Source organism: Caulobacter sp. Root343 (assembly GCF_001425745.1).
In the GTDB taxonomy this organism is placed as follows: Bacteria; Pseudomonadota; Alphaproteobacteria; order Caulobacterales; family Caulobacteraceae; genus Caulobacter.
Genome location: NZ_LMDF01000007.1, coordinates 951,673 through 965,365, shown reverse-complemented (window position 1 = coordinate 965,365; position 13,693 = coordinate 951,673). Strand labels below are relative to the sequence as shown.

Here is a 13,693-nt window from a genome sequence, read left to right as displayed (position 1 = left end):
CGCGAGGGACGAATCCGTTCAGCCCAGCGGAAAGCGCGTGCGGATCATCATCATCGCGAAGAGCCTATAGCGAAGGGGGCGCGACCGGCAATCCAAGAGCTGTTCCGTGGCGACCGAAGATCCGGTTCCGGGTTGAGGCTGGGCCGACGTAGAAAGGGGAGGAAGCCGCGGCTTCCTCCCCAGTCGGACAATCAATGGTGGTCAAGCCTCGAGCGCGTAGCGCCCATCGACAGGCTCGGCTCGGGTCTCGCGCACGAGACCGGGACGAGAGTCTTTTGGTCGGCTCGACTTTAGAACTTCACCGTCACGTCCATCAGATAGCGACGGCCGTAGCTGTCGTAGCGGCCGATCCGATTGGGGTCGTTGTCGCGATACATCCGCAGCGCTTCGTTGGTCAGGTTGTTGACCTGGAAGCGCACGGCGACGTGGTCGTTGACGGTGTAGGACGAGCTGAAGTCGAGGGTCTTCTCGGCCTCCAGGGTCTGCAGGTCCGCGCCGTTCCAGCCGTAGATGACGGTCATCGGCGAGTGGTATTTCCAACCCAGGCGGGCCTCGACCGGGCCGTTGGCGTACCAGAGGTCGACCGTGGCCGTGTTCTTGGCCAGACCCGTCATCCGCAGCGGATTGTTGGCCGGCGAGAACTCCTTCAGGTTCGACTCCACATAGGCGTAGTTCGAATAGATCCCGAACTTGCTCAGCGGGCCCGGCAGGAAGAAGAACGGCGTCTGGAACGTCAGCTCGACGCCCTGGATGTGGCCGCTGCCGCCGTTGGCCGGGCTGGCCACGGTGTAGGTTTGGCCGCCGAACGTGACCGGGGTCTGCTTCCAACCGATGTAGGAGTCGACGTCCTTGTAGTAGTAGGACAACGCCACCAGGGCTTCCGGACGGAAATAGTATTCGGCCGAGGCGTCGAACTGGATCGCCTCGAAAGGCTTCAGCTTCGGATTGCCGGCGCTGCCGGTCCAGGGCGACCAGTTGGCCAGGGTGCGACTGGCGCGCAGTTCGTCCAGCGGCGGACGCGCGATGACCTTGGCCACGCCCAGGCGGAACAGCTTGCCGTCGCCGAAGTCGAACTTGGCGTTCGCCGAGGGCAGGAGGTCCGTGTACTTGTTGTCCACCGTCACGGCCGTGAAGGCGCTGGCGGTGTTCTGCTGCTGGCCGTCGCTGCTGGTCTGGGTATGGACCAGGCGGGCGCCGATATTGCCGCTGACCCACGAACCTCCGACGCCGTCGCCCGCGAAGTTCAGCTTGGCGTAGCCTTCGTAGACCTTCTCGTTGACCGCCCAGCGCTCGGCCAGCTCCTCCGTGGCCTTGGAGACAGCAAAAGCGTTGGCGCCGTAGGCGACCGTCGCGATCTTGTCGATGTCGCCCGTCAGCAAGGCCGGGACGTTGGCGCCGTCGTCGAGCTTGTACGCGGTGAGCAGACTGGTCGGGATCGTCGCGCCGGTGGCCGACGGGGCGAAGCTGAAGCTGACGTGGTCCTTGGTGCGATCCGAAGCGCGGGCGCCGAACTGCACGCTCTTGAAGACGCTTTCGCCGCCGAAGTCGCGGGTGAAGTCCAAGGCCGCGGCCTTCAGCTCATCGTTCAGGCGCTCGGGGCCGTCGTGCGAGCCGGCGAGGTCGGCCGTCTGTGACAGGCTGATGCTGTCCTGGCTGGTCGTGATGGTCGGCGTCTTTCCGGCCCGCCAGTCGAAGCTGGTCGACGTCGGCCAGGCCTCGAAGCGCACGGCCTTCCAGGTGTTGTCGCGCTTGGCCTTCGAGTAGGAGATGTCGCCGGCCACGGTCCACTGGTCGCCGGTCCACTTGCCGTTCACGCCGCCCGCGAAAAGGTCCTTGTCCTCGGTGTACTTGGCCAGCACCGTCTGCACCGAGCTGAAGGGTACGGTGGCGGCCACGACGGCGTTGTTGATCAGCGTGAAGGAAGCGCCGGCGGCGTGATAGTCGCCGTCGTTCCAGCCGGTGTTGGTCCCGTCGCCCCGGTTCCAGTTGCCCCAGTTGTTGGCGCCCCAGACGGTCTGGTCCTGGACCTCGGTGATCTTGATCTTCGAATAGAGGGCGTCGGCTTTCAGTTCGAAGTGGTCGGTCGGCTTGTACTGCAGGCCGCCCGACACGCCGGTGCGCTTCTGGTCGATGCGGCTGGCCGACATCTGCGCGCCCCACGGCGTGTAGTCGACCTTGCCGTCGCGGTTCAGATCGCTCGAATAGTCGCTGGCGCCAGCCGGCGGGCGAGCGTTGGAATCGTTGTAGCCCCACCCCGTGAACGAGCCGTAGCCGTTCTTCTGCCGCTGGGCGGTCACCCCCAGGACGACCGCGAGGTCGTCGTTGATCTTGTGAACCCAAGACCCCGAGCCGCGATAGCCGGTCGTCTTGTAGTTCGGGATGTCCTTGCCGCCATCGTAGAAGACCGGGCCGGCGCGCAGCACGAACTCGGGCCCTTTGTAGTCCAGCGGGTCGATGGTCGAGATGTTGATGGTGGCGGCGACGCCGCCGGCGACCAGGTCGGCTGATTGCGACTTGTAGACCTGCACCCCCGAGACGACCTCCGAGGGGTAGATCTCCCAACGCACGTTCCGGTCGGGCTCGGACGAGGCGACCTCGCGGCCGTTGACCGTGCCCAGCACCAGGCGGGCGCCCAGGCCTCGGACCACGGCCTGGCTGTCGTTGCCACGATCGCGAGTGGCGTTGACGCCCGGCAGGCGGGCGATGGATTCGGCGATGGTGACGTCGGGCAGGACGCCGATGTCCTTGGCCGAGATAGCTTCCACCACTTTGTCGGAGCCGCGCTTCACATCCAGGGCTTCGCGCAGGCTCTTGCGCACGCCGGTGACGACGACTTCATCGAGGGCGACGCTTTCCTGCGCCGCTGTCGACGCCGGCGCCTCGGCGGCCGACCCGGCCATGGATGACGGCGGCGCGGCCTCGCGGATCAGGACCACGTTCGAGGCGGTGCGCTGGTAGTTGAGGTCCGCCCCCTTGAGCAGCAGGTCCAAGGCCTCGGCGCTGGTATAGCGGCCGCGCAGGGCAGGGCTCTTGCGCCCCTGAACCACGGCCTTGGTGAACAGCACCTGGGTGTTCGATCGGTCACCGAACGCCTTCAGGGCCTGGTCGAGATCCTTGGCCGGAATATTGAATTCATAGGTCTGGGCGACGGCGGCTTGGCCCTGCGCCAAGGCTGGCGCGGCGGCCGCGACACTGGTCAACAGAATGGCGCTCGCGGCGCCGGCGCAAAGACCGTGGCGACGTCCGTACGGACGGTGGCTTGTCATCGTTTCCCTCCCTGTCCGTGGTGGCCGTCTCGGCTCTTGAACCCGCGGATATGGGTTACGACGCGCTTTCTCCCGACGCCCTCAAGAAAAACTTCAGGTCGGCGCCAATCAGCTTCGGGAGCGGATCTGGATGACGAATTCGCCTGTCGATACGTCGACCGGAAAATAGCTCTGCACGGCCTCGACGAACGCCGGCGAGTCGCCGGCGTTGAAAATGCCGCTGATCTTCAGAGCCCGGGCGGGGGCGTCCTCGACGACGATCTTCACCTGCGAATAGTTGTTCATGCGGGCGACGGCGTCGGCCAGGGTTTCGTCGTCGAACACCAGCTTGCCCTCGCGCCAGGCCATGGCCCGCTCGACGTCGACGGCTTCATGCATGCGTGGCGTAGCGTTGGCGGCGAAGACCAGTTGCTGCTGCGGAGCCAATTCTTTCGGCGGCGGGGCGACGCCGCGTTCCGGCGCGGCTTCGGTCACCGCCACGCGGCCTTCGACCAGGGTGACGACGACGCGCTGGCCCTCGTGCTCGACGGTGAAGGCGGTGCCCAGGGCGGTCACGGTGCGCGTGCCGGCCCGCACCTTCATCGGGCGAGTCTTGTCCTTGGCCACCTCGAAATGGGCGCGCCCCTCGACCAGCTCGGCCAGGCGCATGGCGGGCGAATAGGTGACCTTGACCAGGGTGTTGGCGTCCAGGGAAACCCGGCTGCCGTCCGAGAGGGTGACCGTGCGCTGTTCGCCGACCTCGGTCCGCAGGGTCTGGCGAGCGCCGGGACGCAGCCGCCGCCAGCCATAGAACGTCAACGGCGCGACGGCCAAGGCGGCGAGGCCCGCGGCGAAGCCTCGGCGGCCAAGCCCGAGCCCGCGCCGCCCGATCCCGTCCGCGCGGTTCAGGGCGTCGCGCCGCAGGACCAGCAGTTCCGGCGCGGCCGCCTGGTCGCCGAACAGCGCCCAGCTCTCCTGGACGGCGTCGAAGGCCTGCTGGTGTTCAGGCGCGGCGTCGCGCCAGTCTTGGAAGGCCTGGAAGGTCGAGGCGTCGTTCGGCGCGGCGCGCAGGCGCATGAGCCAGCGCGCGGCGTCTTCGTGGACGATGCTGTCGGATGGGGATTGGGCCACGGACCTGCTCTAGAACGCGCGAGCGCGCCTTGCCAGATGCGCCAGCGCCTTGATCATGTACTTCTCGATCGAACTCGACGAGACGCCGTACAGCGTCGCGATCTCGGCGTGTTTCAACCCTTCCAGTCGATGCAGGATGAACACGTCGCGCGTGCGGGCGTCCAATTCCTCCAAGGCGGTCAGCGCGGATCGCAAGGACTGCCTGCCCTGTAAGACGCGCTCGGGCGAACGGACCTCAACGTTTTCGTCGCGATGGGCCGCTTCCGCCAGATGTTCGGCGAAGGTCTTGGCCCGGCGCGCCCGGTCACGCAGCAGGTTCACCGCGGTCCGGAACAGGAAGGCCTCGGGGTTGTCGATCCGCTCGCCGCCGTCGCGGTCCGGGCGTTGCAGGCTGCGGACCATGCGCAGGAACACCTCCTGGGTCAGGTCCTCGGCCTCGTCGCGACGATGGACGCGGCGCAGGAAGTAGCTGGTCAGCGGGCCTCGATACCGCGCGCTCAGGCGATCGATTTGCCCGTCGTCGGGTGTTCCCACCTGCTGCTGCGCCGGGTTTTCCCGCGGCATCGCGACCTCCTCGACAGACGCGTCTTCGCGCCCGACGCTCCCTTAATCCGACAGCCATACCGTCGTTCTCAGGAAATCTCCATTCATATTATTAAACAGATAATCGCGGGTTGAGCGCGACAGTTCAAGGTTGCCCCGTCAGGGGAACGGCGACCGCTTGGCCATCGACGAGCGCTCGCTTCGGCCGCCTGATCCTGAACGTCACTTCGACGGTAGAACGTAGCGGTGCTTCAGCCAGCCCTTGGCGCTCTCAAGAGCGTTCCCCTTGTAGTCGAACAGGGCGGCGTTCTCCCAGTTTGAGCCCTTGCCCCAGCGCGTGCCGCAGGTCTTGGTCGAGACCCAAGCGGGTTCCCAGTAGAAGACGCCCACGCCGCCGCTGGCCAGCACCAGCTGGGTCAGGTCGACCAGATACCGTTTTTGACCATCCGGCGTGGCCGGATAGCCGGCGATCAGCGAGTCCTCGCCGAGCAGGTTTGGAGACGCGTCGTTGTTCTGGGTGGTGAACGGATAGGCTGTCTCGACCACCAGCACCTCGGCGGCGTAGGTGTTTCGCAGGCGGCTGATCGTCTGGCCCAGCTGCGCCATCGAACGCTTAGACCACTTGCTGTAGTAGCTGAGACCGATGATGTCGTAGTCGGTGACTCCCGCCCTGGTCGCCGCCTCGAACCACGGCTCGGCGTTCTCGGGCTGGGCGATGTGCAGCATCACGCGCGGTTTCGTCCCGGTCTCCTTGCCGGCGTCCCGCACCGCCTTGATCCCGGCGTTGAATAGCAGGGCGTTGCGGTCCCAATGGATCGGCTCCTTGGCCTTGGCCAGGCTGGAGACGATCTCGCCGTTGGTCTCGTTGCCCACCTGGACCAAGTCCGGCATCAAGCCCTCGCGGTTCAGTTCGGTCAGGGTGTCGTGGGTGAAGGCGTACAGCGCCTTGGCTTGGTCAGGCGTCGACAGGCCGGCCCAGGCCTTGGGCGCGATCTGCTTGTCGCCGTCGGCCCAGTCGTCGGAATAGTGAAAGTCCAACAGCACTCGCAGGCCGGCGGCCTTGGCGCGCCGGATGCTGCGTTTCACATCGGCCAGGTTGGAGTATTTCGTCCAGTCGGGATCGTTCCAGATCCGGATCCGCGCCACATTGGCGCCGGCCGACTTGAAGAACCCATACGGGTCGACCTTTTGTCCACCTGACATGTAGACCGCGCCGCAATCGTCCATCTCGTTCGCGTAGGAAATGTCGACCCCGAGGTAGATGGTCGGTTCGGCGGCTTGCGCGACGCCCAGGCTGACCAGGCTGACCAGGCTGGCGGCGAGGGCCAGGGTAAGGTGGCGTTTGCCCCGCATGACGTTTCCTTCCGACCGACGCGCCCCGTGATGGAGGCGGGCGGAAGGTGTGAGTAATTGTACTATAAATCAAGCCAGTTTTCCGCCGGTCCCCCTGCTGGTTCGCGTGCGGAGCTCGGACGTGAATATTTCACGGGACCAGCCTAGCCGCCGCGCTCGACTTTGCTAAACGTTGGCGCGAGCCAAGTCGTCATGCGCAGCGTGCGCGTCGCGGCCCATCCGGACGGAGACGAAGCCCATGTCGTTGAGGATCAATTCCGAGGCGCCGAACTTCACGGCCCAGACCACCCAAGGCGAGATCACCTTCCACGACTGGATCGGCGACGGCTGGGCCATCCTGTTCTCGCACCCCAAGGACTTCACGCCGGTCTGCACGACCGAGCTGGGCTATATGGCGGGCCTCAAGCCAGAATTCGACAAGCGCAACACCAAGGTGATCGGGCTCAGCGTCGATCCGGTGGACAATCACGCGCGTTGGGCGGCCGACATCGAGGAAACCCAGGGCCACGCGGTCAATTTCCCGATGATCGGCGACACCGACCTGAAGGTCGCCAAGCTCTATGACATGCTCCCCGAGGGCGCGGGCGACACCTCGGACGGCCGCACGGCCGCCGACAACGCCACGGTGCGGGCGGTGTTCATCATCGGGCCCGATAAGAAGATCAAGGCGATGCTGATCTACCCGATGACGTCGGGCCGCGACTTCGACGAGGTGCTGCGCCTGCTAGACTCGTGCCAGCTGACGGCCCGGCACACGGTGGCGACGCCGGTGAACTGGCGCCCGGGCCAGGACGTCATCATTCCGCCCAGCGTCAGCGACGAACAGGCCGCCGCCAAGTATCCGGACGGCTGGAAGACCCTGAAGCCGTACCTGCGCGTCGTCGCTCAGCCCAAGGGCTGAGGCCCGGAAGATCGCCGAAACCTGAAACCGGGATCTCGCCTCGATTCTGACGGCTTCACCTGGTCTTCTGGAACGTCTAGCCTCGCGCCCTTGGGTCGCGTGCGCACATGCCGACCAGAGAAGGACGGACCGGATGAGCCGAACGATGTCGAGCGGAACGCGATTGGCCGCGATCGGGCTGGCGCTATGGAGCGTCGCCGGCGCGGCCCTGGCCGCGGACGCCCCGCCGCCGCGCGCCGGTGATATCTACGGCGTCTGGCGCAATCCCAAGGGCAGCGTCCACATCGAGATCAAGCCGTGCGATGCGCGCACCTGCGGCGTCGTCGTCTGGGCCAGCGCCGACGCGCGGGCTGACGTGAAGAAGAAGAACAACCAGGACCTGGTCGGCATGCAGCTGCTGCGCGACTTCCGCGTCTCCGATCCCAACGAGTGGAAGGGCAAGGTGTTCGTGCCCGATCTGGACATGACGTTCTCGGGCCAGGTTAAGCTTCTGGACCGCGCCTCCTTGCGGGCCAAGGGCTGTCTGCTGCCCAACATCCTGTGCAAATCGCAGATCTGGACGCGGATCGACACCGCGAGCGCCCCGACCGGCCGAGCGCTGTAGAGTCCATGAGCTCGACCGGGGGCGAACAGGCATTCCGGGTCGAGGTCGACGGTCCGCTGCTGGCCAACCGGGGCGGCCTCTACGGCGTGGGCGACGTCCGTTGCCGCGCGCCGGCCCGGACCTTGGCCGAGCACCGCTATGCCCGCTCGGCGATCGGGGCCGTGGTGTCGGGCCTGTTCGACTATCTGACCCCTTGCGGCGCCGCGACCGTCTCGCCGGGCGCGATCGTGCTGGGCAACGCCGAGGAGCGCTTCGGCTGTCTGCATCTGGACGACGCCGGCAACCGTCGCGCGGTGCTGGCCTTGGACGAAGGGCTGCTGGCCGAGCTAGCCGAAGATCTGCGATGCTCCGAAGGACGGTTCGCGGTCGCCGCCGTGGCGCCCGGACGCGCGACCGCACCGCTCTATGGGGCGATCCGTCGCCTGGCGCGCGATCCTCGTCCGCAGGAAGAGGCCGTCGTCGGCGTCACGGCCGCGGCCCTGGCCTTGGGACGGCGGGTGCGCCGGCGCGACGCCAGCCGGGTGGATCATCGGCGGGTCCGTGAGGTGGCGCACGAGATCGAGCGCCGCTACGCCGAGGCTCTCCCCCTGACGACCCTGGCCGCCAGCGCCGGACTGTCGCGCTATCACTTCATTCGGGCCTTTCGCGACGTCACGGGCGAAACCCCGCGTCAGTTCCAAATCGGCGCGCGCCTGAAAGCCGCCGCCGACCAGTTGCTGGACACCAAGGCGCCGATCACGACCATCGCCCTGAACGTCGGCTTCAACGACCTCTCGTACTTCAACCATACCTTCCGTGACGCGTTCGGCCGGCCGCCGAGAGCGTGGCGCGGGATGGCCTGAGCCAAGCGCAACAAAACCCAAGTTCGGCGTGGCCGCGCCTGCCATTCTGCGCCTACCGAGGTTCAGGAGCGGGGCGGGCGATGGTGTCGGTGAAGGCGGTTCTCTATGCGCTGGGCGCGTTCGTGCTGGGTGTCCTGGGGCTGATCTCCGGCGACTTCGCCTTCCAATGGCAGCCCGTGCCGGAACACGTTCCTCTCCGGTCCGTGCTGGCTTCCGTCTCCGCCGCCGCCATGGCCGGCGCCGCCCTGGCGGCGGTCCTGCCGCGCTTGGCGCGGGAGGGGCGGCTGCTCCTGGCGATCTTCTTCGGTGTCTGGGCCGTCCTGCTCCACGGCCCCCATGTCGCCCTCCAGCCCGGCTCCGTGGCCGAATGGCTGGGCGTGGCCGAGAGCGCGGCCATGGCGGCGGGCGGCGTCGCCCTCTTCGCTGACACCCTCGAGGCGGAGACCTGGCGACGCCGCCTAACTTTTTCGAGCCGGATAGCCTTTGGCCTTTGCCTGCTGGTCTTCGGTCTGTCGCACTTCGTCTACCTGGCCTTCACGGCCCAGATGGTTCCGGCCTGGCTGCCCTGGCGGACGGGTTGGGCCGCGGCGACCGGGGCAGGGCACGTCCTGGCGGGTCTGGCCTTCCTGTCCAATCGCGGGCTGAAGGCGGCGGGACCCGCGATCTTCGGCATGATGGCCAGTTTCGTGGTGCTGCTTCACATTCCGCGCGTCATCGCCGAGCCGACCAGCCGCATGGAATGGACGATGACGGCGGTGGCCCTGACCCTGACCGGCGCGGCCTTCGCCCTGTGGCGGCGGACCGCCGAGCGTGAGCCCGAGGCCGAGCCCGCCGTTCAGTGATGGGCGTGGTGTTCGGCGTTGCGCTTGCGGGTCGCGGCGGCCTTCTTGGCCGAGGCTGACCGATCGGCGGCGCTGCGGTGGGCCGAGGCTTCACCGCCTTTCTCGCCGCCCTTGTGGGCCGCCGGATGGCCGGTGTGCTTGCCGCGACCGGAACCGCCAGCCTTCTTGCCGCCGCCGTCGTCCTTGTTGACCGTCGCCCACGCCCGCCGCTCAGCTTCCTTCTCCGAGACGCCGCGCGCCTCGTAGCCTTCGGCGATGTGGTCGGCCTTGCGCTCCTGCTTATCGGTGTACTTGCTCTTGTCGCCCTGAGGCATGGCGAGTCTCCTCTGCTGCGAGACCTAACCGGCCGGCGCCAGGCTGGTTCCTACGGCCGACCTTCCAGCGACAGCAGGGCGAAGAGCGCGCCTTCGGTGTCCGACAACCGCCAGCCGCGATAGGTTAAGACCTTGCCCGCGCGGAAGTCGGCGGCGGCCAGAGCGCCCAGTCGGGCCAAGGCGTCCGAGCCGCGTCCGGTCGGGAACAGCCGGACGGCGAGCGCTCGCGCGGTGACATCGGCGTGCTGAGCGCGCCAGGCCTTGCCGATCCGATCGACTGCGGCGGGATCGAGGCCGGCAAAGGCGTCCGATACCGCCGCGTGGGCCAGAACGGGCGCGGCGGCGAAGGCGACGAGGGCGGCCAGCAGGTCGCGGCGGCTGGTCATCGGGCGGCTCCCGTCTCGCGCTTCAGGTGGTCGGCCAGGCGCATCACCAGCGCCAGGATGGTCAGGGTTGGATTGGCGATGCCGGAGGTCGGAAAGACCGAGCTGCCGGCGACGTAGAGGTTCTTGGCCTCGTGCAGACGCAGATCCGGATCGACGACGCCCTTCTTCGGGTCGGCGTGCATCCGCGTGGTTCCCATGTGATGGCGCGAGGCGCTGGAGAGGGCCAGCAGCTTGCTCCGCTCGATCGACCAGCACATCCGCCCTTCGCCGGACGCGCCGAGCGCGTCGGCCAGGCCCGTCACCGATAGCTCCAGGTCGGCATGGTCCTTCTCGCCATAGGTCCAGGTCAGACTCACGCGCGGCAAGCCCAGCGGGTCCTTGTGCTCTGGATCCAGGGTCACGCGGCTGTCGGGGTTGGGAAAGTGCTCGGCCATGGCGAAGTAGCCGAGCAACTGCGCCTGGTCCTGGCCGGCCACGCGGCCGCTGGCCTGGCGAATGGTCTGGGTGTCGGCTCCAACGGGCGTCTCCGTTCCCGAGGGCGTGGCGCGGAACAGGGTGGCGGTGAAGTTTCCGGTCTTCATCCGCGTCTGGGCCTTGAGGCCCGCACCGATCACGCAGTGCGCCATCCGGCCTTTGCCCGGGGCGTAGAGCTCCATCGGCGCGGCGCGCGAGACCGCCACGACCGAACCTTCGGTCTGGCTGTCGCCATCGTTCGAATAGGTGACGTGGCCCTGGAAGAAGCGGCCGACCAGATCCTCGCGGTTACCCAGGCTGTCGGAGGCCAGCAGCAAGCGGACGTTCTCGATGCCCCCGACCGCCAGGACGTAGCGCGCGGCCTTGGCCGTGTGGCGCTTGCCGCTCAGGCAGGCCAGGTCGAGGCCGGTGATCCGGTCGCCTTCTCGCCGGATCTTCAAGACGTTGGCCTGGAGATAGACGGTGATGTTGGGCGCGTCCGCGAACTGGGTGCGGAACGCGTCGAACGCGGTCTTGTCCACGCCGCCCGAGAACCTCGAGAACTCGCGCGGGGCGGGGAAGAAGCCGTCGGCCGGATCTAGCGCCAGCGGCTGCCGCTCTGGCTCCGCGGGCTTGGGCCGCTCTAGCGGGAAGCGCGGAATCTCCAGCAGATCGCAGGCCCGGTCGTAATAGGGCTGCATCTGCTCGCGGGTGATCGGCCAACCGCTGTGGGGGATCCAGGCCCGCTCGGCGAAGTCGGCGGGATCCAGCGGCGCGCACTTGCCACCCCAGACCATGCCTGACCCGCCCAGCGCCCGGATCCGCGACTGGACCGGATAGTCATCGAACGGCCGGTCGGGATTGCCCGGCGCCCGCTGGACGCCGGAGCCGGCGTAAAGGGCCTGGTTCTCCATATCGATCTCCAGGCCGCCGCTCTCCAGGATCACCACCTTCAGCGGCCCGCCGGCCAGTTCCTTGGCCAGGGCGATGCCGGCCATGCCGCCGCCGATGATCATCAGATCCGCCTCGATCCGGCTGGCGTCAGGCAAGGTTCGGGCGTCGATGATCGCCATCGTTGAGGTCTCGCTTGATTTTTAAGGGGAAAGTCGGGGGCGGCTTAGGACCGCGCGCCCCGGCTCTTCAAATAGGCCACCACGTCCGCATGACCGTTCCGGCGGGCCTCGCTCATCGGCGAGCGCGTCTGGCCGGGGTTGGCTGGAACGGCCCGGTTCACGTCGGCGCCGTGCTCGACCAGATAGGTGACGACATCGAGGCCGCCGGCCTGGGCGGCGTTGATCAGCGGGGTTTCGTCGCCGGGGACGAACACCTCGACATTGGCGCCACGCTCGACCAGCAGCCGGACGACGGCGAGGTTGCCGGACAGGGCGGCCTGGATCAGCGGGGCGCCGTCGCCACGCACGGCCAGGTTCGGATCGGCGCCGGCGGTCAGCAGCGCCTGGACGATCTCCATCTGGCCGTGACGGGCGGCCTCGATCAGCGGCGAGCCGTCGCCGGGCAGTACGGTGTTCACATTGGCGCCGAGGGCGATCAATTCGCGGACGGCGGCCAAGTCGCGAGCTCGGACCGCGTCGAATAGCGGGCCGCCCAGATGGCGGGCCACGGCCTTCTGAGCCTGCTGCGGCTGTTCGACCACCTGGGCGGGCTGGGCGGCCCAGGCGGCGACGCCGGCGCCAAGGCTGAGGATCGCGACAACGGCCGCGCCGGCGAGATGGCGGGAGCGATTGGAATGGTGACGGGCGAGCATGGTGAAGCGTTCCTTCAGTTGCTTGTTGGCCGAGGCGGGCCAGTGGCAGCCCAGCGGCGGGGCGCAGGCGGCCAGCTGGGTCTTCAGCATGGCTTCGCCATAGGCGCGGCGAGTCTTGGGGTGGCGGGCCAGGACGGCGGCGTCGCAGGCGACCTCCTGGTCGATCCGCAGGGCGGCCGCGCCGACATGGACCAGCGGGTTGAACCAGAACAGGCACTGCAGCGCCGTGACGGCGGCGTTGATCTGGGCGTCGCCGACCGCCAGGTGGTTGCGCTCGTGGGCCAGGATCAGGGCCTGCTCCTCGGCGGTGAAGCGTTCGGCGAAGTCGGCGGGCAGCACGACGCGCGGGGCCAGGGCGCCGATCACGGCGGGACCGGCGCCAGGGCGTTCGGATCGCAACAGACCGGCCTCGTCGGTGGTGCTGAGCTTGCCCAACGAGCGGACGAACCGCCGCTGGCGCTCGGCCTGGACGACCAGGCCGCCAAACGCGACGGCGATCCACAGGCCCAGCAGGATCTCGCCGATGGGCAAGGCTGGCAGCTGGCGAGGGGCGGGCCTGGTCAGCCGCGTGGTCGCGACCGGGACCTGGGTCTCGGCGACCACCGCCGCCGGCTTGGCCGTGGCCGAAGCGGGCAGGGTGATCGTCCGGGCCGGGACCAACAGGGCCAGGATCGACAGCGGCGCGACCAGCCACAGGGCGTAGGCGCTGCGGGCCCCGAACATGGCCCGAACCGGCTTGCGCAGGACCAGGATCAGCAAGACCGCCGCCGCCAGGGCGAGGTTGGCCTTCAGCAGGAAGAGGATCAGGTCACTGGTCATCGTCGATCTTCTCCAGCAGGCGGCGCAGCTCCGCGACGTCCTCGGGATTCAGCTTCTCGCGCTTGGAGAAGTGGCTGACCAAGGGGGCGAGGCGGCCGTCAAACAGGCGGTCCAGCAGGCCCTGGCTCTCGGCGTCGACATAGTCTTCGCGGCCGATCAGCGGGCGGTAGAGAAAGCGGCGGCCGTCCTTGTCGGCGGCGATCGCGCCCTTCTTCAGCAGGCGATTGAGCAGGGTCTTCACCGTGCCCTCGGCCCAACCCTGGTTCGTGGCCAGGATGGCGAGCACGTCCTCGGCGGCCTTGGGGCTGTCGGCCCACAGGACCTTCATGACTTCGCTCTCGGCGGCGCTGATGCGTTGCGGGGTGGTTTCCATGCTCTGACGATTACGCACGTAAACGATCGCGTCAAGCCAACGATTACGCATGTAAACGAAATGTAATGCAGCGGTTGGACCAAGACCCCGAAGCGGCGTAATCCTGGCGACCGACTTCAGGG

At 67.8% G+C, this 13,693-nt stretch carries 13 protein-coding genes; 4 read left to right on the top strand and 9 right to left on the bottom strand.

Features of this window, described 5'->3' with window-relative positions:
- Window positions 1-290 precede the first annotated feature (290 nt).
- From ASC70_RS16990 to ASC70_RS16975, 4 genes are all read right to left on the bottom strand, one after another.
- Entirely contained in the window at window positions 291-3,200 is a 2,910-nt protein-coding gene (locus tag ASC70_RS16990; protein ID WP_200939228.1) for a TonB-dependent receptor, read from the bottom strand.
- Window positions 3,201-3,374: 174 nt separating this feature from the next.
- Entirely contained in the window at window positions 3,375-4,376 is a 1,002-nt protein-coding gene (locus tag ASC70_RS16985) for a FecR domain-containing protein (RefSeq protein WP_156396242.1), read from the bottom strand.
- Between the two features lie 9 nt (window positions 4,377-4,385).
- Window positions 4,386-4,940, bottom strand: a complete 555-nt coding sequence (locus ASC70_RS16980) for an RNA polymerase sigma factor (RefSeq protein WP_052196639.1) — start codon at window positions 4,938-4,940, stop codon at window positions 4,386-4,388.
- A 201-nt stretch (window positions 4,941-5,141) separates the two neighbouring features.
- Window positions 5,142-6,272: an arabinogalactan endo-1,4-beta-galactosidase gene (locus ASC70_RS16975; protein WP_056052167.1), complete on the bottom strand. Its 1,131-nt coding sequence runs from the start codon at window positions 6,270-6,272 to the stop codon at window positions 5,142-5,144.
- Between the two features lie 238 nt (window positions 6,273-6,510).
- Here ASC70_RS16975 and ASC70_RS16970 point away from each other — a divergent pair, with 238 nt between their 5' ends.
- From ASC70_RS16970 to ASC70_RS16955, 4 genes are all read left to right on the top strand, one after another.
- Window positions 6,511-7,173, top strand: a complete 663-nt coding sequence (locus ASC70_RS16970) for a peroxiredoxin (protein WP_056052163.1) — start codon at window positions 6,511-6,513, stop codon at window positions 7,171-7,173.
- 133 nt (window positions 7,174-7,306) lie between these two features.
- On the top strand, window positions 7,307-7,777 hold the full coding sequence (locus ASC70_RS16965; RefSeq protein WP_082539761.1) for a DUF2147 domain-containing protein: 471 nt from the start codon (window positions 7,307-7,309) through the stop codon (window positions 7,775-7,777).
- A gap of 5 nt (window positions 7,778-7,782) precedes the next feature.
- Entirely contained in the window at window positions 7,783-8,619 is an 837-nt protein-coding gene (locus ASC70_RS16960; RefSeq protein ID WP_056052158.1) for an AraC family transcriptional regulator, read from the top strand.
- An 80-nt stretch (window positions 8,620-8,699) separates the two neighbouring features.
- Entirely contained in the window at window positions 8,700-9,461 is a 762-nt protein-coding gene (locus tag ASC70_RS16955) for a hypothetical protein (RefSeq protein ID WP_056052155.1), read from the top strand.
- Here the strand turns inward: ASC70_RS16955 and ASC70_RS16950 are convergent.
- Genes ASC70_RS16950 through ASC70_RS16930 form a run of 5 tightly spaced genes read right to left on the bottom strand, consistent with a single transcriptional unit; the run spans window position 9,455 to window position 13,571 of the window.
- Window positions 9,455-9,775, bottom strand: a complete 321-nt coding sequence (locus tag ASC70_RS16950) for a hypothetical protein (protein WP_047405058.1) — start codon at window positions 9,773-9,775, stop codon at window positions 9,455-9,457. The two genes, ASC70_RS16955 and ASC70_RS16950, sit on opposite strands and share 7 nt — an antisense overlap.
- A 50-nt stretch (window positions 9,776-9,825) precedes the next feature.
- Complete coding sequence (locus ASC70_RS16945) at window positions 9,826-10,161, bottom strand: hypothetical protein (RefSeq protein ID WP_056052153.1); 336 nt, start codon at window positions 10,159-10,161, stop codon at window positions 9,826-9,828.
- Entirely contained in the window at window positions 10,158-11,687 is a 1,530-nt protein-coding gene (locus ASC70_RS16940; RefSeq protein ID WP_056052150.1) for a GMC oxidoreductase, read from the bottom strand. The genes ASC70_RS16945 and ASC70_RS16940 overlap by 4 nt, the downstream gene beginning before the upstream one ends.
- A gap of 44 nt (window positions 11,688-11,731) precedes the next feature.
- Window positions 11,732-13,198 (bottom strand): M56 family metallopeptidase, encoded by a 1,467-nt coding sequence (locus tag ASC70_RS16935; RefSeq protein WP_056052147.1) that lies wholly within the window; start codon window positions 13,196-13,198, stop codon window positions 11,732-11,734.
- Entirely contained in the window at window positions 13,188-13,571 is a 384-nt protein-coding gene (locus tag ASC70_RS16930) for a BlaI/MecI/CopY family transcriptional regulator (protein ID WP_056052144.1), read from the bottom strand. The genes ASC70_RS16935 and ASC70_RS16930 overlap by 11 nt, the downstream gene beginning before the upstream one ends.
- Window positions 13,572-13,693: the final 122 nt, after the last annotated feature.